This is a genomic window from Ignavibacteria bacterium (genome assembly GCA_016707005.1).
Taxonomy (GTDB): domain Bacteria; phylum Bacteroidota; class Ignavibacteria; order Kapaibacteriales; family Kapaibacteriaceae; genus UBA10438.
Map to the genome: position 1 here is coordinate 288,563 of JADJIQ010000004.1, position 21,686 is coordinate 310,248.

At 52.7% G+C, this 21,686-nt stretch carries 21 protein-coding genes; 11 read left to right on the plus strand and 10 right to left on the minus strand.

Annotated features, from left to right (window positions below; genetic code table 11):
* Positions 1-7: 7 nt before the first annotated feature.
* The 6 genes from IPI29_07855 to IPI29_07880 are packed head-to-tail and all read left to right on the plus strand — an operon-like array spanning position 8 to position 4,342.
* A complete protein-coding gene (locus IPI29_07855; GenBank protein ID MBK7412452.1) occupies positions 8-499 on the plus strand; it encodes a helix-hairpin-helix domain-containing protein in 492 nt (163 codons plus the stop codon).
* A 10-nt stretch (positions 500-509) separates the two neighbouring features.
* A complete protein-coding gene (locus IPI29_07860; protein MBK7412453.1) occupies positions 510-1,355 on the plus strand; it encodes a hypothetical protein in 846 nt (281 codons plus the stop codon).
* On the plus strand, positions 1,352-1,912 hold the full coding sequence (locus IPI29_07865; GenBank protein MBK7412454.1) for an RsmD family RNA methyltransferase: 561 nt from the start codon (positions 1,352-1,354) through the stop codon (positions 1,910-1,912). The genes IPI29_07860 and IPI29_07865 overlap by 4 nt, the downstream gene beginning before the upstream one ends.
* A 10-nt stretch (positions 1,913-1,922) precedes the next feature.
* Complete coding sequence (coaD, locus tag IPI29_07870; protein MBK7412455.1) at positions 1,923-2,402, plus strand: pantetheine-phosphate adenylyltransferase; 480 nt, start codon at positions 1,923-1,925, stop codon at positions 2,400-2,402.
* The gene (gene rimO / locus IPI29_07875; GenBank protein MBK7412456.1) at positions 2,399-3,676 is read left to right on the plus strand and encodes a 30S ribosomal protein S12 methylthiotransferase RimO; all 1,278 of its coding nucleotides are present in this window, start codon (positions 2,399-2,401) and stop codon (positions 3,674-3,676) included. Before coaD ends, rimO begins: the two co-directional genes overlap by 4 nt.
* Positions 3,677-3,718: 42 nt before the next feature.
* Positions 3,719-4,342, plus strand: a complete 624-nt coding sequence (locus tag IPI29_07880) for a hypothetical protein (protein MBK7412457.1) — start codon at positions 3,719-3,721, stop codon at positions 4,340-4,342.
* 8 nt (positions 4,343-4,350) lie between these two features.
* Here the strand turns inward: IPI29_07880 and IPI29_07885 are convergent, their stop codons facing one another.
* From IPI29_07885 to IPI29_07910, 6 genes are all read right to left on the minus strand, one after another.
* Positions 4,351-4,710: a TMEM14 family protein gene (locus tag IPI29_07885; GenBank protein MBK7412458.1), complete on the minus strand. Its 360-nt coding sequence runs from the start codon at positions 4,708-4,710 to the stop codon at positions 4,351-4,353.
* 4 nt (positions 4,711-4,714) lie between these two features.
* Complete coding sequence (locus IPI29_07890) at positions 4,715-5,401, minus strand: ABC transporter ATP-binding protein (GenBank protein MBK7412459.1); 687 nt, start codon at positions 5,399-5,401, stop codon at positions 4,715-4,717.
* A 2-nt stretch (positions 5,402-5,403) separates the two neighbouring features.
* On the minus strand, positions 5,404-6,426 hold the full coding sequence (gene pheS / locus IPI29_07895; protein MBK7412460.1) for a phenylalanine--tRNA ligase subunit alpha: 1,023 nt from the start codon (positions 6,424-6,426) through the stop codon (positions 5,404-5,406).
* Between the two features lie 99 nt (positions 6,427-6,525).
* A complete protein-coding gene (rplT, locus tag IPI29_07900) occupies positions 6,526-6,867 on the minus strand; it encodes a 50S ribosomal protein L20 (protein ID MBK7412461.1) in 342 nt (113 codons plus the stop codon).
* Positions 6,868-6,944: 77 nt separating this feature from the next.
* Positions 6,945-7,142 (minus strand): 50S ribosomal protein L35, encoded by a 198-nt coding sequence (gene rpmI / locus IPI29_07905; GenBank protein MBK7412462.1) that lies wholly within the window; start codon positions 7,140-7,142, stop codon positions 6,945-6,947.
* 4 nt (positions 7,143-7,146) lie between these two features.
* Positions 7,147-7,797 (minus strand): translation initiation factor IF-3, encoded by a 651-nt coding sequence (locus tag IPI29_07910; protein ID MBK7412463.1) that lies wholly within the window; start codon positions 7,795-7,797, stop codon positions 7,147-7,149.
* A 155-nt stretch (positions 7,798-7,952) separates the two neighbouring features.
* On the opposite strand from IPI29_07910, the gene lon reads away from it, so the two are divergent.
* The 3 genes from lon to IPI29_07925 all read left to right on the plus strand — a co-directional run bounded on the left by lon (position 7,953) and on the right by IPI29_07925 (position 11,854).
* Positions 7,953-10,430 carry an endopeptidase La gene (gene lon, locus IPI29_07915; protein MBK7412464.1) on the plus strand — a complete coding sequence of 826 codons (2,478 nt, stop codon included), beginning with the start codon at positions 7,953-7,955 and terminating at the stop codon, positions 10,428-10,430.
* A 77-nt stretch (positions 10,431-10,507) separates the two neighbouring features.
* On the plus strand, positions 10,508-10,687 hold the full coding sequence (gene rpmG / locus IPI29_07920) for a 50S ribosomal protein L33 (GenBank protein ID MBK7412465.1): 180 nt from the start codon (positions 10,508-10,510) through the stop codon (positions 10,685-10,687).
* A gap of 111 nt (positions 10,688-10,798) precedes the next feature.
* On the plus strand, positions 10,799-11,854 hold the full coding sequence (locus tag IPI29_07925; GenBank protein ID MBK7412466.1) for an AI-2E family transporter: 1,056 nt from the start codon (positions 10,799-10,801) through the stop codon (positions 11,852-11,854).
* Here IPI29_07925 and IPI29_07930 read toward each other — a convergent pair.
* Both IPI29_07930 and IPI29_07935 read right to left on the minus strand, forming a co-directional pair.
* A complete protein-coding gene (locus IPI29_07930) occupies positions 11,851-12,180 on the minus strand; it encodes a hypothetical protein (protein ID MBK7412467.1) in 330 nt (109 codons plus the stop codon). The genes IPI29_07925 and IPI29_07930 overlap by 4 nt on opposite strands.
* Complete coding sequence (locus tag IPI29_07935; GenBank protein MBK7412468.1) at positions 12,177-12,884, minus strand: response regulator transcription factor; 708 nt, start codon at positions 12,882-12,884, stop codon at positions 12,177-12,179. The genes IPI29_07930 and IPI29_07935 overlap by 4 nt, the downstream gene beginning before the upstream one ends.
* A gap of 35 nt (positions 12,885-12,919) precedes the next feature.
* On the opposite strand from IPI29_07935, the gene IPI29_07940 reads away from it, so the two are divergent.
* Together IPI29_07940 and IPI29_07945 are read left to right on the plus strand one after the other, a co-directional pair.
* The gene (locus IPI29_07940) at positions 12,920-14,074 is read left to right on the plus strand and encodes a hypothetical protein (protein MBK7412469.1); all 1,155 of its coding nucleotides are present in this window, start codon (positions 12,920-12,922) and stop codon (positions 14,072-14,074) included.
* A complete protein-coding gene (locus IPI29_07945) occupies positions 14,071-17,934 on the plus strand; it encodes a VWA domain-containing protein (protein MBK7412470.1) in 3,864 nt (1,287 codons plus the stop codon). The genes IPI29_07940 and IPI29_07945 overlap by 4 nt, the downstream gene beginning before the upstream one ends.
* Here IPI29_07945 and IPI29_07950 read toward each other — a convergent pair.
* Complete coding sequence (locus IPI29_07950; GenBank protein ID MBK7412471.1) at positions 17,921-19,798, minus strand: alpha-amylase; 1,878 nt, start codon at positions 19,796-19,798, stop codon at positions 17,921-17,923. The two genes, IPI29_07945 and IPI29_07950, sit on opposite strands and share 14 nt — an antisense overlap.
* Positions 19,795-21,651, minus strand: a complete 1,857-nt coding sequence (locus IPI29_07955) for an excinuclease ABC subunit C (protein ID MBK7412472.1) — start codon at positions 21,649-21,651, stop codon at positions 19,795-19,797. Before IPI29_07955 ends, IPI29_07950 begins: the two co-directional genes overlap by 4 nt.
* Between the last annotated feature and the right edge of the window lie 35 nt (positions 21,652-21,686).

Below are 21,686 nucleotides of genomic sequence, written 5' to 3' on the forward strand. Positions count from 1 at the left end.
ACCTCCTATGAAGCGCTTCATCACCGTCATACAAAAGCACCTCGGTATTACCCGGTCCGAGGCCGTTGCGATCACCTTCATTGCATCTGTACTTTCGATAGGAAGTATTGGGAGCAGACTTTGGCCTACGACCTCCACGCATGAGCATGTTACAGCCGAACGCATCTCGCAGATGCTCGATTCCTTAGAATCAGACCGTCTCAATCCTGAAGGGGGCTCACCAATCCCCTCTGAAACAAGAGCTGAACCCAGCAGATCTCAGAGTACAGACTCAGGATCAGCTCCAAGACCATCCCCGAAGACGCCGCGGGTCGTCAACCTCAATTCGGCAACGACCTCCGACCTCGAATCATTGCCAGGAATAGGACCTGCTATGGCCCAGAGGATAATCGAGGCACGCACACGCAGGCCCTTCACGTGTGCAGAAGACCTGCTCAATGTGAAAGGTATCGGCGAGAAGAAACTCGCAAAGCTTCTCCCTTACGTCAAGGTGCCGTAAATTCAACCACATGCGCGTAACGGTCTATCTCCATCCTCAAAGAACTGCAGTGGCTCATTGGTCCGAGGACCAAGCTGTCCCGGTTCTTTCGGCCTATTTCGAACGTAAACCCGAGGAGCCCCTTGACGATCTTGTTGAAGGGGCGGAAGACGTTACTGTAGCAGTGCATGGTTCGATGATCACGTTTCATGCCTATCCGATTGATGCTGATGAAGATGTAGTGGAGAGACGCAGGTTTGAGCTCTCAACATGTCTCCCCGATGTTCTTGAGGGAGTAGACGTTGTGCATGACATCACCACGCCAGCTCATTTGCATGGCACACAGTGGCACGGGATCATCATCATCACCAAGACCGTGATCGAAGCCATCCACAGGCGCGTCCTTAGAGAAGCTACCTTGGTTACAGACATTGAGCTCGACATTGAGATCGCTCGAGCAACGGTTCCGCAACAGACTTCGCCGTGGCTGCTCATGGGTCGGCGAGGCGCAGTGTGGTATAGAGCCGTCATCGGCACCGATCATGCCCTGCAATCACTGACGTCCATTCCGAATGAAGCCAACATTGCGCCTGGTTCCGTTGTCAGCGAAAGTGTTCTTCAACTTCGTTCTGCCACCGGGTTCTTTATCGACAGAGTTCTGCTCTTCGGCGACCACCTAACGAAGTCCGCGTATGCTGACATATCGGCTGCCGTAAAACCTCTTGATGTTCGAACCGGCCGACTGCAGCCGTTTCGACGTGTCAAAACAGAACTTGATGCGAACCTTCAGACATCGTTGTTAGCCAAGGCACAACTCCTTGGACCACTCGTAGCACCTGCGCTCTCGTCTGTAACGGCAGAAACTCTTCACGCATGAGAGTCATCGGGGGCACTCTCAAGGGTCGCGTTGTACCGCCTCCTCCGGGATCTGATACGCGCCCAACAACGGACGTCCTAAAAGAGAGTCTCTTCAGTGTGATCACCCATCATCTCGATCTTACAGGGAAACGAGTCTTGGATCTCTGTGCCGGGAGTGGACAACTCAGCTGGGAAATGCTCAGCAGAGGAGCCAAGGAGGCAACATTGGTGGACGCATCGACTCCCGTATGCAGGCACTTGAGAAGTGTGGCCGGTGAATTCGGATTCGACCAGCAAACAACCATTGTCCGAACAGACGTTCTGGGATACATCAAGAACGGACAGCCGCCGCCGTTCGATGTGATCGTTGCCGATCCTCCGTATGCTCTCAAGCTCTGCAATCACATAGCCGAGGCACTCACCAAGAGTCCCCTACTGGCACCAACAACGATCGTTATCCTCGAACATGGCGATCAAGAAGCGGTGATCGTTCCAGAGGGCGCTTCCTTGTTGTGGCATAAGGAACGGGGCTCAACAGTGATCGACGTACTACGCTATGAACGCCCCTTACCGTAATTTGCGCACTATGTCAAAGCACGCCATGTATCCGGGATCGTTCGATCCCATCACGAACGGTCACGTCGATGTGATCGAGCGTGCCGCCCAAATGTTCGAGACCGTAACAGTCGTTGTGGCCAAGAACAGCAAAAAGACCCCCTTGTTCGATGAAACAGAGCGCCTTGAGATGGCATCTGCTTCCCTCGTTCATCTTCCCAATGTACGTGTAACGGTCCATGCCGGGCTTGTGGTGGACTTTGCACGGGAGAACGGCGTAGATGTCATCGTCCGCGGCTTGCGCGCCGTGAGTGACTTTGAGTATGAGTTTCAGATCGCACTTATGAATCGCAAACTTCAACCCGACGTAACAACGATCTTCATGATGCCGCATGAACGATTCACGTACCTGAACTCAAGCATCATCCGCGAATTGGGTCGGTATGAGCAGAATATCACCGAGTTCGTTCCACAGATCGTGGCCGAACGCATGAAGAAGAAATTCGCATGAAGGTCCACATCATCACGCTGGGTTGCAGCAAGAACACAGTAGATAGCGAAACATTGGCCGGTCACCTTACGGCCAACAACATGGAACTGGCTGAATCCGTTGAAGATGCCGATACACTCGTGATCAACACGTGCGGCTTCATTGACACAGCAAAAGAAGAAAGCGTTAACACGATCCTTGAAGCCGCTCAACTACGCAAGGACGGCTCACTTCGTCAGTTGGTCGTTGCAGGATGCCTTTCAGAACGCTACGGAGACGATCTTCGAAAGGAGATCCCGGAGGTGGATCACTTCTTTGGAACAGAGGCCTATGAGCAGATCATCAAGGCTATCTCACCAGATCTCAAGTATTCGTTGCTGGGCGACCGGATCCTTTCCACCCCTCAGCACTATGCCTATCTGAAGATCTCTGAAGGCTGTGACAATCCCTGTTCGTTCTGCGCTATTCCAATCATGCGCGGGACTCACCGAAGCACGCCGATCGAGACGCTGGTAAAGAATGCACAGAATCTTGTGTCGCAGTGCGTGAAAGAGATCGTGCTGGTCGCTCAAGATCTCACCTACTACGGCCTGGATATCTACGAAAAGCGTCGTCTCGCAGACCTTCTCACGGCGCTCTCTGACGAAAGCGGTGCAGAGTGGATACGGTGTATGTATGCCTATCCTGCCAAGTTCCCTCTCGACATACTACCGGTGATCCGCGACAGAAAGAACATCTGCAACTATCTCGACATGCCGCTTCAGCATGCCTCAACGAATGTTCTGAAGAATATGAGAAGGGGCATCACACGGCGCGCAACCGAAGAACTCCTTGATCAGATCCGTCAACAGGTGCCAGATATCACACTTCGGAGTACTTTCATCATCGGATATCCGAGTGAAACGGAAGCGGATGTAGACGAGTTGATGGAATTCCTCCAACAACAACAGCTCGATCGCGTAGGAGTGTTCAAGTACTCTCAGGAAGACGACACCTACGCCTATATTCTTGGCGACCCGATCCCCGACGACGTCAAGGATGCTCGTGTCCAACGAGTGATGGAACTCCAGGGTGAGATCTCCCTTTCAAAGAACTTGGCAAAGATCGGCTCTACTCAACGGGTACTCATCGAAGAAGACCTTACCGGAGAATATCGAGGTCGCACTGAATCAGACGCTCCTGAGGTTGACAACGACGTCTATGTCCGCTCTGAACGCCCCCTATCACTTGGCTCCTTCGTTGATGTAACGATTGATGACGCAGCTGAGTTCGATATTTTTGGTCAAACCACGTAGAACAGAATCAGAACATTCACTCTCATCACACGGATGACCTTCATGAAACATCTTCTTACTGCCTGTGCTGCCATTGTTCTTGCAGCAACGTCGTTGAGTGCTCAAAAAGTTGAACTCAATGCGTTTGCGAACTACATGTTCGGTGCGTCGAATGACTACTACTACAACAACTACAACGGCAATCTCTATATCGAGCCATCGATCGTCTATGGCGGCGCAATCGACGTTGACCTACGCAACAACATGATGCTTGAACTGCAGTATGCCTTTCAACCAACCACGGTTCGAATCGAAGGGTATGCCGGTTCTCCGTCGGATAACGGGAGTGAGATCAACAACCACTTCATTCAGATCGGTGGTCTGTACCACAAGGATGTGAACGACAAGGTCACGATGTTCGGCGGTCTTTTGTTCGGCATGGAGATCTTTGCCCCAGCAAACCAAGCATATGATTCTGAGACCCGCTTCCTTGGCTCGCTCACGGGCGGGGCGAAGATCTGGCTCAATGACAAGATCGGTCTTCGACTCAATGCCAACCTCAACATGCCGATGATCTTCAGTGGAGCGGGATTCTACCTCGGTACCGGAGGAAGTGGATACGGGGTTTCAACAGTGATCCAGCTGTTCCAATTCAGTCTTGGCGGCGGACTCGTATTCAAGCTGTAAGGGGCGTATCAATGTCTGTAGTGCCGGAAGAGCACGAGGACAACACCCAAACTCACAAGTGACATGATCGATAAGAGAACGGCGATGTTCACCCTGGTGACGTCGCCGTTCGCTATTTCATACCATTGTAAGGATGTTCTCCAAAAGAACGTCAATGTGAAGATCGCTGTGGCAGAAAGACTGGCAGGATGTGTCCACATCCTCCCTTGGCGATGCAACACTCCAAGCACGATAAGAAGCGTGCCAAAGATCCCACCATTGAAGAGAGACGAAACGCTCGTCTCTCGGGTGAGAATGAACCCTACAATTCCTGCTGAAACAAGAAAGAGTCCATAGCCGATCAGTAGCATACCTAGTCGCCGATGCATGGCATTATCCTATACATCTGCCATCCACCATCTGAACGATGCGATGGGCGCTCTGTGCAAGTTCCGTACTGTGCGTAGCGATCACACAGGCAACATTCCGTGTGGCTCGCAGTCCTAGAAGAAGCTCAGCAACTGTGGCCGCGTTCTCCGTGTCGAGATTTCCCGTTGGCTCATCTGCGAAGATGATCGACGGTTCATTGATCAATGCGCGAGCAATGGCTACACGTTGTTGTTCGCCCCCTGACATCTCCATCGGTACATGGCCGGCACGATGAAGCATACCAACCTGCTCAAGCAAGACATTCGCTTTGACCTTGGCAGCTGCCGCGGAGAGTCCGGCAACAAGTGCAGGCATCGCCACATTTTCAAGGGCAGTGAATTCCGGCAAGAGGTGATGAAATTGAAACACCATGCCGATATGTTTGGCCCGGACAGCCGCAAGAGCCGTCATGGAGAGTGCTGAAAGATCTACCTGACGATCATCGATCATGAGATGGACACTACCGCGATCTGCAACGTCGAGAGACGCCATGATATGGAGCATTGTGCTCTTTCCCGCTCCGCTTGGTCCAACAAGGGCCACCACTTCACCTGGTTCCACAATCAGGGATGCGCCGCGAAGAACTTCAGTGTCTGTCTGACCTGTTCTGCGATACGACCTGTGCAGATCCGTTGCCGTAAGAAGTGGCATGATCAGAACTGGGATAGAACACGGATGTCGTTTTCATACAGGAGTCGAATATCATCGATCCCTGTAAGCATCAGCACTACACGCTCAACGCCAAAGCCAAAAGCAAAACCGGAGTATTCATTCGGATCGATCCCACAGGCAGAGAGAACGTTGGGATGTACCATACCAGCCCCGCAGATCTCAAGCCATCCGGAATGTTTGCAGATCCGGCATCCTTCACCTTTGCAGAGGAAGCACGACATATCGATCTCGCAGCTTGGCTCTGTGAACGGGAAATACGACGTGCGGAAACGGAACTCGGCATTCTCGTCATAGAACCGACGTGCAAAGGCCATGATCGTGCCCTTGAGATCGGCCATACTCACGCCTTTGTCGATGTACAGTCCCTCTATCTGATGGAACTCTGCAAGTGACCGTGCACTCACAGCTTCATTACGATACACACGGCCCGGCATGATACATCTGATAGGGGGCTTCATGTTTTCCATCACTCGCACCTGCACACTTGATGTATGTGTGCGTAGGAGAAGATCTGCCCGCGATGGATCATCAACGAAGAACGTATCCTGCATATCACGAGCAGGATGATCTGCGGCAAAGTTCAGTTTCCCGAAGTTGTGCGTGTCGTCTTCAACATCCGGACCTTCAGCAACCTCGAAGCCCATGGACGTAAAGATGTCTACCAATCGATCGACCGTCTGCGTGATCGGGTGCACAGCACCACGACGCTGTCCGCGAGGCGGAAGGGTCAGATCAAGATTCGCAGATGAGGCACGCTTCCCAAAGCGTTCTTGCGCGTTTGCAAAGGCTTCATCCGCAATGGCGCGCAATTCATTGAGCGCTTTCCCGACAAGGGGCTTATCCTCGCGCGGTACAGATCGCAGACCTTCAACGCAGGCCTGAATGGTGCCCTTCTTCACAAGGTGCTTCAATCGGAAACGTTCGGCAGCGTCCGCCGAATCGATCGTGGGGATCTCGTGCTCGATCTCCGTACGGAGAGCGGCTATCTGGTCGATGAGCGTCATAGATGCAAATGTAGGAAGAAGAAACGGCGGTGACGACCGAAGTCATCACCGCCGTTTGAAAAGTTCACGAAGATCGAAGGATCTTCTGCCTCGTTGGTCTTAGACGGATTTTACGATCGTAGAAAAGACCACCGGATGATGCATCGCGATGTCTGCAAGGACCTTGCGGTTGATCTGAATGTTCTTGAGCTTCAAACCGTGCATCAAACGCGAATACGTTGTACCATTGAGGCGGGCTGCCGCATTGATACGGATGATCCACAACGAGCGGAATGTACGCTTCTTGTTGCGACGGTCACGGTACGCATACTGAAGACCCTTTTCAACGTGGTGCTTCGCTACCGTCCATACCTTCGATCGTGCGCCCCAGTAGCCCTTTGCGAGCTTGAAGTATTTCTTCTTCCGCTGGTGCGCCGCTACTTTATTGACACTTCTTGGCATGTCAAACTCCTTGGTTTGTCGTCAGGAGAACGGCTGTGTCCCTGAACGACGTGAGAAAAAAACAAACGAGAAATCGCTTAGCGCAATGCCAAGCAATGCAACACGTTCGGCATATCTGCCGGGTGTACAAGTGTATCCTGACGAAGGTTACGCTTGCGCTTGCGGTTCTTGCTTGTGAGGATGTGGCTGCGATTCGCCTTCTGACGCTTGATCGCACCTGACCCGGTGACCTTGAATCGCTTCTTGGCTCCGGAATTCGTTTTCATCTTCGGCATGATATTACTCCTGAACTGATTGTTGTTCTGCTTCGGGTTGAGCTGCCTCAGATGTCGGTGCAGCCTTTGGAGCTGCTTCGTCTGTCTTCGGCTTTGGCTCCTTCTTCTTGACCGGCTTCTTGATATCTGGTGCAAGCATTACACCAAGAAACCGACCTTCCATTCGCATCGGCTGGTCCACCTTAGAAACCTCTGCCAATGCATCGATGAATCGCTGCAAGAGCACTTCGCCAAGTTCCTTGTGCAGGATCTCACGGCCCTTGAACATCACCGTTGCCTTTACCTTGTGGCCTTCTTCTAGGAACTCGCGTGCATGCCTTGTTTTGAAATCAAAGTCGTGCACATCTGTACCTGCCTTGAACCGAACTTCCTTCAACGTTGTCTGCGTCTGTTGCTTCTTCTGCTGCTTGTCTCGCTTGGTCTGTTCATAGATGAACTTCCCATAATCGATGATCTTGCAAACAGGCGGATTTGCCTGTGGTGCGATCTCTACAAGATCTGCTTCTCGCTCAAGAGCGATACGCAATGCTTCGCGACGCGGCATTACACCAAGCGGCGCACCTTGTGCATCAACAACACGCAGATCAGCGGCGCTGATCTCGTCATTGATCTTGTGTTTTCTTTGGGGTTCCTGACGCGGACCTTGCGGCGGGATATACGGACGCCTCAAACGGACCTTCGGTTACAGTGAATTGAGCTTCTTGGAAAGAACGCAAAGATAGGGGTTAAAAGGGGTTACGTCCAAACGTCCGGCAGGTTTTACCGAATATCCTTCGTAATTTTTCTGTTCTGTCCACGTCTTCTGACCCCATGATCGACCAATCCGACGTACTCGACTCTATCGAACAGGCTGAAAAACGAGCCCCAGCCATCCCAACCCAGATGCCGGTTCTCCCCCTTCGGGACATCGTTATCTACCCCTACATGATCTTCCCGGTCCTGATCGGACGGGCGTCTTCACTGAAGGCCGTGGCCGAGGCCTTGGAGCGAGACAAGTTCATTCTTGTGACGTCTCAGCGCCATGCATCCACGGAGGATGCCGGTTTTGATGACATTCACAAGGTTGGCACGGTTGCCAAGATCCTGCAGGTCATGCGGCTTCCGAACAACCTCCTCAAAGTCCTTGTTGAGGGGGCTGTGACAGCCAAGATCGTTGGCACAGCACGCACCGAGCCTTATCTCGAAGCCAAGGTGGAGACAATCGCTCCTGTCGTGAACGAGAAGGACCGCAACCTCAAGGCCCTGATCCGTCACGCAACGGAACTCTTTGAGGAATACGTCAAGGACAATCGCAATCTCCCGCCTGAAGTTCTCGGTGCCTTCCAGAACATCGAAGACCCGATGCGGAAGCTTTACTACGCCGCTGCCAACGTTTCTCAAAAGGTTGACATCAAGCAGAAGATCCTTGATGCACCGGACGTGAAGACGCAGTATTACGAACTGGTGCAGATGCTCTCGAATGAGCTCGAACTCCTTCGTCTTGAAGTTGAGATCGACACCAAGGTTCAGGATCAGATCCAGAAATCCCAACGCAAGTACTTCATCCAAGAACAGATCCGTGCCCTACAAACAGAGCTCGGTGACGAAGATGATGGCGGTCCTGAACTCGGACCACTCAAAGAACAACTAGAAAAGGCCGAACTTCCTGAGCCAACGAAATCAAAGGTGATGGAAGAGTTCGACAGACTCAAGAGAACACCTTCGATGTCGCCGGAATTCAGCGTCAATCGCACGTGGCTGGAGTGGATCGCGAATGTTCCATGGTCGGCACGTACGGCTGACGATCTCGACATCAACCACGTGCAAGGCATCCTCGATACGGATCACTACGACCTTGAAAAGCCGAAGGAACGGATCCTCGAATACATCTCCGTGCTGAATCTTGTTGGCTCCATGCGTGGTCAGATCCTTTGTTTTGTCGGACCTCCGGGTGTCGGTAAAACGTCGCTTGCAAAATCCATTGCACGCGCCTTGGGACGGAACTTCGTTCGCATGTCTCTCGGTGGCGTTCGCGATGAAGCAGAGATCCGCGGTCATCGTCGCACCTATATCGGTGCGATGCCGGGCAAGATCATTCAGTCGATGAAGCGAGCTGGATCCACGAACCCAGTGATCTTGCTTGATGAGATCGACAAAATGTCCCAGGACTTCCGCGGAGATCCGAGCGCTGCACTCCTTGAAGTCCTAGATCCGGAACAGAACAGCACGTTCAGCGATCATTATCTCGAAGTAGACTACGACCTATCGAATGTCCTCTTCATCGCCACAGCGAACGTGAAGTATGACATCCCAGCTCCCCTTCTTGATCGTCTTGAGGTGATCGAACTTTCTAGCTATTTGGAGCCGGACAAGGTACAGATCGCAAAACAGTACATTATTCCGAAGCAGATCGAACGTCACGGTCTCCAAGACTTCAACATCACATTCACCGATGCTGCTTTGTTGAAGATCGTTCGCGAATACACTCGTGAGGCCGGCGTTCGAAACCTCGAGCGCGAGATCGCCAGCGTCATGCGGAAGTTGGCCAAGGACATCGTGGGTGATGTGAGCAAGCGTTCTGGGAAGACCAAGGTTGACGATGTTCGTTCAAGTAAGGCCTATGCCAAGATCGCCAAACAACGCTCTTGGAAGGTGGACGAAAAGGCCATCGAACGTCTGCTTCGCGTAGCGAAGTTCAAAGAAAAGGAAGAAGAGATCAGTGATAAGGTTGGAGTTGCAACGGGGCTTGCCTGGACGTCGATGGGTGGAGACACACTCCCTGTTGAGGTTACGATCATGCCCGGTGTTGAACGCCTGACTCTCACCGGCAAGCTTGGAGACGTAATGAAGGAATCTGCAATGGCAGCTCTTTCATTCCTGCGAAGCAACGCCGCTCGTTTTGGACTCGATCCGGAGTTCTCCAAAGGCAAGGAGATCCACGTTCACGTTCCGGAAGGTGCCATTCCAAAGGATGGTCCGTCCGCCGGTATCACGATGACATTGGCATTGATGTCCGCCGCAAGCGGACGTCCACTGCGTGGTGACGTTGCGATGACAGGCGAGGTAACCCTGCGCGGTAATGTTCTCCCTATTGGTGGATTGAATGAGAAACTCTTGGCCGCCAAACGTGCTGGAATGACCACTGTGATGGTTCCAAAGGACAACAAAAAGGATGTCCAGGAGCTCTCCCCGATGGTTACGGAAGGCCTCACAATTGTCTATGTGGGTAGCATCACGGATGCGATACCTGTGGCATTTCGTCCGGACGCGGTGAAGCGTCAACCTTCTAAAACGACACGTAAGCGGTAATCCTGTTTGGAGTTTACGACGTATTGCCGTAGATTTGTCATTCCCAAAAACGCAATCGAGAAACACGGAGAATTGTCATGGCCAAGAAGGGCGCACGCGTCATCATCACGCTAGAATGCACGGAAGCCAAAAAAGAAGGCAAGCCTGCATCGCGGTATTCAACGATGAAAAACAAGCAAAACACAACAGAACGCTTAGAGATCAAGAAGTACAATCCGTACCTCAAGCGCCACACTGTGCATAAGGAGATCCGCTAAGACGCGGTTCATCCATTACATTGACGTTTTACAAAGCCTCGGCAACCGCCGGGGCTTTTTCGTTTTACATTGCACTCTCAACATCCACAACACGGACATAGAGAGACTTCCATGGAACAGCACCAGGTACGCACCGACCTCCGTCTCCTCACGTGGTTCGCAGGGATCCTTGCCTTTGTTGTTGTGGTTGGCGTTGCAAAAACGCTTAGCGAGCTCATCCTTCCGGTCTTTGTGAGCTTCCTTGTTGCTCGCTTCTTGCGTCCATACGTTACCAAGGTGCACAAGAGAGGTGTCCCCCACGGACTTTCCATTCTTCTCGTTTCGTTCGCATGCGCAGCCATTGCCGGCGGTATCGCTGTGGTCCTTGGCTACTGCGGCGTGCAGGTGGCAGAGGTCCTGCCTGGCTATGCTCCGCGTATTGCGGATTCGATCCATTCTTTGCAAGATGCCGCTGCCGGACTCATGGCCAAGATCGGTGGCTCATCAGCAGCCATCAGCGAGCCATCACGATTCCTCGACGCTCAAAAGATCATCGCCATTGCCACCGGAGCACTCGGTTCAACGGTCTCGATGCTATCCACTGGCTTCATGATCTTCATTCTTGTACTGATGATCCTTGCCTCGGGTGATTCGTTCAGTAATGCTGTATTGGCGGCGTATGGCGAAGAGCGGCACAAGCGGATCATGGATGTTGTTCATGCAACGGACGACAAAATGCGTCAGTTCCTCGTCTCGAAATCTCTCGTGAATCTACTTTCAGGAGCAATGGTGGCCATTGTGGGACTCGCCTTTGGACTTGATCTTGCGATCGTGTTTGGCGTGCTCACATTCTTCCTGACGTTTGTTCCGGCCATCGGCGGGATTGTTGCACTGTTGTTACCAGTTGGCTTGGCATCTCTGCAATTCGGCGGCGGTGGTTTACTCATTGGGATCATCGTATGCCTTCTGCTGGGCAACGTGATCATTGAGCGAGTCGTAGAGCCCCGTATCATGGGCAAGAGCCTTGATCTCTCGCCGGTGATCGTGATCCTCGCCTTCCTCTTCTTTACGTGGCTCTGGGGAGCTGTAGGTGCAATCCTTGCCGTGCCGGTTACGGCTATGGTCAAGGTGCTGTGTGAATCGATCCCAAAACTTCGTCCCGTAGCTGTGCTCCTACGGGAGCACTAAGCGCTTGGGAGGGTTGTCCCTATCCTAGGAAGCTTGAGGGCAACAGCTGCAGCTAGGTCAATTCCGCGTGCGTTACAGAAGTTCATGAGTGCGATGAGGACATCTGCAGCTTCGTCTGCGGTATGGGCATCGTTTGGTGGAGCCCCCTTCCATCGCTTCTTTTCTAGGTTGGCCAACTCCCCTGCTTCGCCGCAGAGTTCAAGGGCAAAGAACTCCGGTGGACGTGGGATGAAGCACTCGTTCTGATACGCATCGAATGCCCGCTGGATCGGAGCGAGTCCTTGTTCAACGCTTTCGATCAGTTGATCGCATAGTGGATGGATCATACCTCACCTGCCTCTTCTTCCACTTCGTGGGAGCCCCCTTCTCTCATGCGGTAGCCTACGCCGCGCACGCTGGTGATGAGCTGACCCTGACCCGGACGTTCGATCTTCTGACGGATGCGTTTCACATAGACATCGATGATATTGGACTCGGGATCGAAATTGTGTTTCCACACGTGCTGCATGATCATCGATCGAGAGAGGATCCGGTCCTTGTTCCGCATGAGATATTCGAGCAGCGCATATTCCTTTGTGGTGAGCTCGATCTCCTTTTCGTCCCGATAGGCGAAATGCGTTACGAGATCGAGTGTGAGATCACCGCAGGCAAGCTTCGTGGTCTTCTCGGATGTTGACCGACGGAGGATCGACCGAAGTCTGGCGGCTAGTTCCTCAAAATGGAACGGTTTGGAGAGGTAGTCGTCAGCTCCGAGATCCAGACCTTGCACGCGGTCTTCTGTAGCACCACGAGCGGTGAGCATCAGCACCGGAGTTACGTTGCCTTCGTCGCGGAGTGCCTTCAGGACGCTATACCCGTCGAGTTTGGGCAGCATCACGTCCAGCACAATAGCGTCAAAGACATTATTCAACGCCAGATCCAGGCCGCTCTGACCGTCCGCAGCCGTCTCCACGATATAGCGTTCTTCTTCCAGGCCCCGCTTGATAAAGCTGGCAACCTTACGCTCGTCTTCAATCACAAGGATTCGCATGACGCCAAGATACGACTGACCGTATCTTCGTGGTCATGACATGGAACACGATCATCGGCCAAGAGCGGGTTCAGAAGATGCTTCAACGCTGCATTCTGGACAACCGCATCCCGCACGCCCTTCTCCTGACAGGGCACGAGGGCTCAGGAACCGTAGCCTTAGCTCTCGCATTTGCTCGCACAGTCAATTGTGAACGTCCGGTGGCCACGGAAACGACCATCGCCCCCTGCGAGACCTGTCATGCATGTATACAGGGGGCTACCCTGCAACATCCGAATATCCGCATCGTGGCGTCGCTGCCGAGCGGAAAGGCCGACACGGAGGATGAACTCAAGGATGAGGTCATCACGGAGCTAAGAGAGGCAATACAGGGCTTGGCAAGTGACGCCTATCTCCCGATTCGACTCGCAAATGCCACCCAGATCCGGATCGGTCAGATCCGCGAATTGAAGCGTTCTCTCTCACTTTCTGCCGTTCAAGGCGGACGGCGTGTAGTGATCATTCTCAATGCCGAAGAGATGACCGTAGAAGCTGCAAATGCCTTCCTCAAGACGTTGGAAGAGCCTCACGATGATGTTACACTCATCCTGACTACAGCTCGGCCCGAGCGTCTTCTTCAAACCATCGTTTCGCGTTGCCAGGAATTGATCGTCCCGCCACTAGACGACGATGATATCATCGCAGCACTTGTTAAGCGCGAACTATGCACGCGTGACGAAGCAACGATCATCGCCCCTTTTGCACAAGGAGATCTGAAGAGAGCGATCGACTACCTCTCAGAAGATATTCGAGCGCTTCGTGAAACGGCGGTGAATATTCTTCGTGCCGCATTGAAAGGGAAGGATTTCCGAAACGGATTGATGGATGCTGTTGAAGAGGCAGCCGATGGCAGGAATAAGTCCCGTGCCGACGCCGTTCTTTCGCTGCTTGCCTTGTGGCTTCGCGATGCACAAGCAATTGCACTTGCCGGAGAAGGGGCTCCACTTGTGAATGTCGATCACCGCCCTGCCCTTGAGAGATTCGCAGCAGCATTTGGTCAAGCCGACTTTTCAGCTGTACTCTCCGTGATCGAACAAGCATCTCGACATCTCGCACGGAACGTCTCGGTCTCCCTTGTTTTGTCCACTGCCATGGTAGACATTCGTCGGGTTTTTGCCGCTACCCGCACCACAGAACGCGTAACACCATGATCCGATCGTTTTTCGTCTGTTTCGTCGTCCTCCTTACTGCCGGACCGCTGTTCGGGCAATCTCTGGATCTTCATGTCCGCAAGGCCACCCTCGATGCAAGAGATGTTCTGACCGTAGATCTTGTTCAATATGCTGCAGGATCGGACGGACGTGTTGCACTAGAGCCTTCGATGCTCACACTCACCATTGATGGCAAGATCGTTCCGATCACATCTGTCGTATGTCCGGAACCACCATCGCCTGTTGAGCTGTCATCGGTACTCACGATCGACATCTCCGGATCAATGGTACGCGGTGGCCCAAACATCACATTGGCTCGTTCTGCGGCATATGCATGGATACGTGCACTCTCAGCAGGGTCTGATTGTGCTATCACGGCCTTTGATCACAAGGCATCATTGGTGTCCGATTTTACGTCCGATACCGCCGCTTTAATGAAAGCAATTGCTGCACTCACACCGCGGGGAGGAACGGATTATGATGCCGGACTTCTTACCGAAGAGATCGGCGGATTGTCGATGGCTGCCACAGGTCGTGGCAAGCGTGTTCTCATCTTTCTCACCGACGGCATCGGTACGGCGAACACATCGTACATGATCGAACAAGCGCGGCTCAATGGGATCACTGTTTACTGTGTGTCGCTTGGCATGTCTATGCCAGAATCCTTACGAACACTCAGTGAAGAGTCCGGTGGTTTGTGGTTTGAGAATGTCACTACCGTTGAACAGGCAGAGATGGCCTATCGTCGCATCCACGCAGATGCTACATCGCCACTGAGCTGTTCAGCCAAAGCCGAGCTGCCGCCATCATGTTCTAAAGAACGTGTGCTTGTTCTGTCGAGCTCAAAGGAATCTATCAGACGGATCATTGCTACCCCAGATTCTTCCGTCACACAGGCATCGATCAAACCTCTTTCCCTTCGATTTGAGAAGGGGGCTCCTCAACAACGCATCTCGATACGCGCTGGATCAATGCCACTCACCCTTACTGGCGTCAAGGTCACATCTTTGTCACCCGTGCGAGTGATGAGAGGAGAAGTAGAGATCGTGTTTCCGATCGTGATCGACGCATTAGACTCTGCAATGTTCACCGTTGTGAGCGAACATCGAGACAGCATCTATGCAGTTGGACGCATTCAATTCTCGGCAACACCCTGCCCCTTACCCACTGTCTACACAAGCTCCGGAAAGCCCGTTGGGAGGCCTCTTAACCGAACGATCCATGTTGTATATCCGAATGGCGGTGAGCGAATTCCTGCGCATGCCAAACAGGAACTTCGTTATGACGGAGTACCGGCAGACTTACCCGTCCGTGTAGAGGTAAGCTATGATCTTGGGAACACCTGGACGCTTATTAGTGAACGGGCAACCGGACATGATATCCCTTGGAACGCACCATCGATCTCCAGCGATTCCTGTTTATTGCGTGTTTCGCAGGTGGTTCCTGATGAGATCCGCATGCAACCAGTTTCCGTTATTCGGGGCGTACGCATCGAGCAATGTACATTTATAGGCGATGGAACTAGGCTTGCATCTGCGGCACTGGTCCAGAAGGACGCACGTTCCGCTGTGGACAGCCTCGTTCGAATCAGGGATGCAAACACCGGTGACGTGATCCATACATTCCCCGGCGTCCGTTATGCAGTTGTTCGAAATGGTACATCGATCCTCACGTGGGGACTCACTGGTGTACTAGCGAGTTATGATCTGAACACCGGCAAACAACAATGGACGGCAGAGATAGCCCCTTCAACACAACTCATCACATGTTCACCGAATGCGGACGGTACAATAGCTCTCGTGCTTGGCGGTTGGGATGACCGACCACGTGTGATCGACTGTGTAACGGGGCTCACCGTTGCCCGACTTCCGAAGAATACACGAGACATCGAAAGTGGGATCATCTCTCCGGATGGATCCATGGTTGCCCTATGTAGCAGAGACTCCAGCATTTCGATCTATGATGCTCGAAGCGGGACCTTACGACAACGGCTTACGGGATCAACACCAACACAATTCATCAAAGCAGCATTTTCACCATCGAGCACGCAGATCGTGGCTACGGCTGCCAATGGTACTGCTGTTGTATGGAATGTGGCCGAAGGGCTGGTACAACGTGTGATCGCCAAGAGACAATACGTCAATGACAACTCTTATGTGACGTTTCTCCCCGACGGCTCTCGCGTTGTACTCGAGACCGGGAAAGATCAGACATCGATCGTTGATATTGCTTCAGGTGAAAACATTGTGACCATGCAACGGACGCTTGGTGTTGGCGGAGTGATGACGGCGGTCTGCTCCCGAGACGGTTCACGTGTAGCATTGTCGTCTTTGGGTCGTGTAACGGTTCACGAAACAGCCACGGGCGTGATGATCTACGAAATGCGACAGGTAGACTACAACCCTTCGTTCTCTGCAGACGGTTCGCGTCTTGCACTTCGAACCTCAGAGTCCGAGGCTGGCGTTTATGAGATCAGTCCGGCAATTCTTCAGGCAGACTCCAGTGACGCGAGCTGGGCCATCTTTCTCACCAAGGCCAAGCTTCGCAATGTGCGATTCAGTCAACTACCGGTTGGAGAATCGATTGACTCCGTGATCCGCGGTGGTCTTGTGAATGGCACTCTTGACACGATCCGCCTTGATCGTCTGAGGATCGAAGGTTCAGAAGTACGTCATTTTGGTCTACGAACACTTCCGGGAGCTGTGATCCCGCCCGGGGACAGTATCGATATTGAATACTCATTTACGCCGAATCTGGCTGGTGAACGTGCCGCGTTGATCGTGGCTGAGGTTACCGGCGGCGTTCTTCGCGCACGAATCAGTGGCCCGGCACGAGGGAACATTCTGTCAGCAGAGGCAGAATTCTTGAATTGCGGCGTGCTCGACGTAGGAGAATCGCGAGACGTGGTGGCTGATGGACTCATCTACAATAGCGGAAAGACTCCGGTACGCATCCGTTCGATCAAGAATGTTGGTCCCGATGCTTCGTCCTTTGAACTCCTAAGCGAATCGTCATTCGTTGTAGAACCAGGTGAAAAACGTGAACTCCTCATCCGATTCAGTGCCCTTCGTGAAGGTCGAGTAACGACTCGATTAGCATTCGACATCGAAGGATATCCGGAGACGCTTTATGCCACCGTCTATGGTCGGGGCGCTATCGATACCTTCCGCGTGGCTCTTTCAGACCCTACCACCTTCCGCGGCATTCTCCTTCCAACGGCCGTGATCCCTCCAAAGGGGACATTCACGAGCGGCGTATATGATGTTCTCGGTCTTACGGGCGGCTACAGCATCACGGACAACGTCATGGCCACCATCGGGGGCGTGTTGCCGTTGCCGAATCGATGGTTTGGCGCTTCAGGCTATGATGCCTCGTGGAGCGCAGCATGGTCGCTTGGTGCAAAGGCTGGCTTTGTAATTAGCCCCGATATCGTTGTTGGAGGGGGCTATCAACTCGGCCAAAGTTATTACGATCAAGATGTGTCTGAAAAGCTCGAATCGAAGATCACCTTCAATGCCTTATGGGCGACGGCTGGTTGGGGTAATGATGACAGTCGGCTGAACACATACCTCGGCTATGCGTTCAAGTATCACACCACAGGGTATGAAGGCTCCTACAATGCCGATGCTACGATCTTTGGTGTGGGATATGACCGACGACTGGGATATCACTGGAAGATCTGCGGAGAGGTGTTCTTCATGCGAACGATGACGTTCGTACCGATCACCGTCACGGCCCGATACTTTGATGCCGTTCAGGCGTTTGAGTTTGGATTAACGGTTACAGGAATTGCTGCAAGTGGCGCAGAAGCCTCATCATGGCCCGTTATTCCAATGGTGTCATGGGTTAGGCGCTGGTAACCCGATGCAGGGTTGGGATCACCACAACGTCTGATCCGCCAATGTCTATCGAGATCTCCCCTGCATGCACATGAACGCCCTTGGTCGGAGCTGCGAATAGGAGTCCGGGTGTACGTGATATCTGAATGCGGATGGTTCGAGCAGACTCCTTGATGTTGACCACAACAAGTATTCCTCGTCGGCTTCCGGACCCATGCCTGACGTATGCCACAACGTCGGGGTCGTCAACATCAACCCGTTGCACGCCGTCATCGTCACGAAGTACTGAGAGTACATCCATCGCCTGTAACTGACGAAGTTTCTCGATCAACCACTCAGCATGAACAACTCCTGTATCCCATGGGAGCGGAACATCATTGAACAATGCAAGCATTGACGTAGGGTTCTTTGCGATCTCTTCGGGGGTGAAGCCTAACCCGGTGTTTACCGGCCGTGTCTCATTGAGTTCTACGCCGGCATGGAGAAACGAGACACCCCTCGGTAAGAACCGAAGGAAGAGCCATAGCGCAGCTCCTGCTCGTTGGGGTAGTCGTTCGGCAGCACGGGGGGTATTGTGGGACTCAGGAGTAGCAAGGTACCTGATCGGAATGTCGTTCGCTGACACTCTGTCAATGAACCGCGACAGTTTCTGCGGATCATGTGCATCGAATGGCAAATAGCCGATCACTGCGTCGTACCCGGTAGAGCGGGAAACTTCCGTGATATGGAAGTTCTCTTCGAAGAGCATGAAGTCGGCCTTTAACGCCGTACTCTCGGAGACGATCCGCGATCGCAGATCTCTTGGCAGTGCATGCCCCATATCGATCATGGCACCATCGATCCCGAACATGCGGATGTAATGCGGAATGATCCCGGCGATCGTATTCCACAACGATGTCTGTCGATAGTCCGATCGATCGAGATCACGTTCAAACATCCGGATCGTGTTATAGGCCATGTAGCGATAAGCTGGATGATCATGGAGACGCAGATAGGTTACATCGCTCCATGCCGGCTGTGGATCGTCCGGTGGCCAATCCGCAAATGCTCCGGGAATTCGAAGGATCTTGCCCTGGGGACCGATACCTTTCCAACCGTGTTCATCCTTGGTCACCTTCATCGGCATTACATCGAACAACGTGCGATATGCTTCTGACGGCTCAGGAAGATGCGTGAAGTCGCCCCCTTCTACCTTCTCATGCATTGTTCGCAACTCATCGGCAGTGAACGTAGGTGAGCGGAATGACTCGATCGATCCCAGCTTCGACTCATCGACCCAATAAAACCAATTTGGATGTCCTTGTACGTATTCACTATCGATGCTTACAGTACGAAGAACGGTCTCCAACACCACCTTCATACCAAGCAAATGGCATATCTCGATAAAAACACGCGCCTGATCATCAACGGACATGTCAATACACGGTTCAGCCAGTTGAGGATCCAACCGAAACGGATGCTTCACGGCATAAGGAGAACCAAGTTGCCCCTTACGTCCAATGGCACCGATCTCTGTGATCGGAAGAAGAACGAGCGTATCCACGTCAAGCGAGTGTAGGTATGGAATGAGTCCAAGGAGTTTGAGGAAGGTTCCTGTTGAGCGCCATCCATCCTTGTCAGTACCTGGACCATGATCATACGACGTTGCTTGTCGGACCATCGCATTGTAGGCAACGGCACGGTCCAATGACCAGGTTGCTTTCTGATCTCTCTTCCGTCGTATGGCATCGAGCCGGCGCAATTGATGGAGGAGATACGACGCACCGGAAGAGAATGTCACCGGCGTGTGTGCTCCGACCCACGCTCCGGGCACTGTGTAGGGATGCCACGTAGCTTGTTCTTGTTCTTCAAGAGTGTTGATCAATCTGAGGATCAGCGGCGTCACGTAGTTCTCTCCGCAGCATGGTAATGATCGAAGACCTTCTTTGCCATCGTCTTGCCGACTACTTCTGCAAGGACTTCGTATGTCGATTCGCGAACTCGTTCAACCGACCCAATGATCGACAGAAGCTTTTGGGCGGAAGCCTCACCAACACCCGGGATCTCTGTGAGTTCGGTCTGTAATGTTCGCTTGTCTCTCAAAGTTCTGTGATACGTGATCGCAAAACGGTGTGCTTCATCGCGCGCTTGCTGCAGGAGTCGCAAACTCGCCGATGTTTTTGCGAGATACAGTGGCACGGACTGCCCGGGCACGAAGACTTCTTCCAAACGTTTTGCAAGGCCGACAACCGTGAATCTTCCTATCAATCCGAGTGAGGCAAAGATCTCCATAGCGTGAGAGAGTTGCCCCTTCCCTCCATCGATGATCACGAGGTCCGGAAGATCTGTTCCCTCTTCGAGCGCTCTGCTATAGCGCCTCGTGATCACTTCCTTCATCGCCTCAAAGTCGTCATTGCCTTCCACTGTACGAAGCTTGAAGTGTCGGTACTCAGACTTCTTTGGTTTACCATCCACGAATACCACCATGGATGAGACATAATCGGTTCCTTGCATGTGAGAGTTGTCGAAACATTCTATTCTGCGCGGCATTCGCTCCATTCTCAGGTCCTGCTGCAGGGACAGGATCGCACGTGGCATCGACTGATCCTTCTGCGCCTGCTGCATGAGTAACTCTCGAAGCAACACATCTGCATTCATCTCTGCCATTGCAAGCAATTTTCGTTTGTCTCCGATCTTCGGCACGAGGATCTCAACGTTCTTCCCACGCTGCTCCCGAAGATACTCGGCTAAAACGTCCACATCCTCGATCTCGGTCTGGATGAGCACTTCGTCTGGGAAGTGTTCTGCTTCGAGGTACCAACGCTCGATAGTGGTCCTCAAGATCTCAGAATCGGACCGATCCCGCGACCCTCCAATGAAATAGTGCCGTTTCCCAATGAGCTTCCCATCGCGTATTGTAAATACAACGGTGCATGCCGTACCCTCTGCACGTGAAAGCGCAAAAACGTCTCGATCTGTATCGTCGGTAGCAAGGACCTTCTGTTTCGATGTGTATTCCCGTAATCGGTCGAGGCGCCCCCTTACAACTGCAGCATCTTCAAATCGTAGATCATCTGCCAATTGCATCATGCGATCTTCGAGCTGACGTTCCAGATCCTTGGTGCGCCCGTTCAGAACCTGTTGTGCCTGACGGATGTACTCGTTGTACCGTTCTCGATCGATGTGACCTTCGCAGGGTCCATCACATTTCTTGATGTGGTAATCAAGGCAGACCTTCCACCGTCCGGCATCTATCGTTGCATCCGTTAGTGCAAGCTCACAAGATCGTAATGGGAAGATCGACCGCAGGGTCTTGAGGAGTGAATAGAGGTAGGTACCGTCTGTATACGGTCCGAAGTACTTACTTCCATCGCGCACCACCCGTCGCGTTTTGAACACTCGCGGATACTCTTCCTTGGTGATCCGGATATAGGGGTAGGACTTATCATCCTTGAGCAGGATGTTGTACTTCGGCCGATGCTCCTTGATGAGTGTATTCTCAAGGATCAGCGCTTCTACTTCCGTGTCTGTTACGATCACCTCGAGGTCGGCGATCTTTCGAACGAGTGCCTTGGTTTTAGCGTCTACCGGACGTCCCTCTTGGAAATAGGACCGGACGCGGTTTCGCAGGCTTTTTGCCTTTCCCACATAGATGATCTGCCCCTCTGCATCTTTATGCAGGTATACGCCGGGTTTGGTGGGGAGCCCTGCGATCTTTGTTTCCAGGGCCTCGGAAAGGAGGGGGCGATCATTGTCCATCACAGCAAAGGTAGCGCAATTCGTGCGACCTCTTG

Excerpts from the sequence above, each read along its gene's own strand:
- rimO (MBK7412456.1), top strand. The coding sequence starts at position 2,399 with ATGAAGGTCCACATCATCACGCTGGGTTGCAGCAAGAACACAGTAGAT.
- IPI29_07930 (MBK7412467.1), bottom strand. The coding sequence starts at position 12,180 with ATGATCCATCCACTATGCGATCAACTGATCGAAAGCGTTGAACAAGGA.
- IPI29_07885 (MBK7412458.1), bottom strand. The coding sequence starts at position 4,710 with ATGCATCGGCGACTAGGTATGCTACTGATCGGCTATGGACTCTTTCTT.
- IPI29_07955 (MBK7412472.1), bottom strand. The coding sequence starts at position 21,651 with ATGGACAATGATCGCCCCCTCCTTTCCGAGGCCCTGGAAACAAAGATC.
- rpmI (MBK7412462.1), bottom strand. The coding sequence starts at position 7,142 with ATGCCGAAGATGAAAACGAATTCCGGAGCCAAGAAGCGATTCAAGGTC.
- IPI29_07945 (MBK7412470.1), top strand. The coding sequence starts at position 14,071 with ATGATCCGATCGTTTTTCGTCTGTTTCGTCGTCCTCCTTACTGCCGGA.
- IPI29_07940 (MBK7412469.1), top strand. The coding sequence starts at position 12,920 with ATGACATGGAACACGATCATCGGCCAAGAGCGGGTTCAGAAGATGCTT.
- lon (MBK7412464.1), top strand. The coding sequence starts at position 7,953 with ATGATCGACCAATCCGACGTACTCGACTCTATCGAACAGGCTGAAAAA.
- IPI29_07860 (MBK7412453.1), top strand. The coding sequence starts at position 510 with ATGCGCGTAACGGTCTATCTCCATCCTCAAAGAACTGCAGTGGCTCAT.
- rplT (MBK7412461.1), bottom strand. The coding sequence starts at position 6,867 with ATGCCAAGAAGTGTCAATAAAGTAGCGGCGCACCAGCGGAAGAAGAAA.
- coaD (MBK7412455.1), top strand. The coding sequence starts at position 1,923 with ATGTCAAAGCACGCCATGTATCCGGGATCGTTCGATCCCATCACGAAC.
- IPI29_07935 (MBK7412468.1), bottom strand. The coding sequence starts at position 12,884 with ATGCGAATCCTTGTGATTGAAGACGAGCGTAAGGTTGCCAGCTTTATC.
- IPI29_07925 (MBK7412466.1), top strand. The coding sequence starts at position 10,799 with ATGGAACAGCACCAGGTACGCACCGACCTCCGTCTCCTCACGTGGTTC.
- pheS (MBK7412460.1), bottom strand. The coding sequence starts at position 6,426 with ATGACGCTCATCGACCAGATAGCCGCTCTCCGTACGGAGATCGAGCAC.
- IPI29_07855 (MBK7412452.1), top strand. The coding sequence starts at position 8 with ATGAAGCGCTTCATCACCGTCATACAAAAGCACCTCGGTATTACCCGG.
- IPI29_07865 (MBK7412454.1), top strand. The coding sequence starts at position 1,352 with ATGAGAGTCATCGGGGGCACTCTCAAGGGTCGCGTTGTACCGCCTCCT.
- IPI29_07890 (MBK7412459.1), bottom strand. The coding sequence starts at position 5,401 with ATGCCACTTCTTACGGCAACGGATCTGCACAGGTCGTATCGCAGAACA.
- IPI29_07880 (MBK7412457.1), top strand. The coding sequence starts at position 3,719 with ATGAAACATCTTCTTACTGCCTGTGCTGCCATTGTTCTTGCAGCAACG.
- rpmG (MBK7412465.1), top strand. The coding sequence starts at position 10,508 with ATGGCCAAGAAGGGCGCACGCGTCATCATCACGCTAGAATGCACGGAA.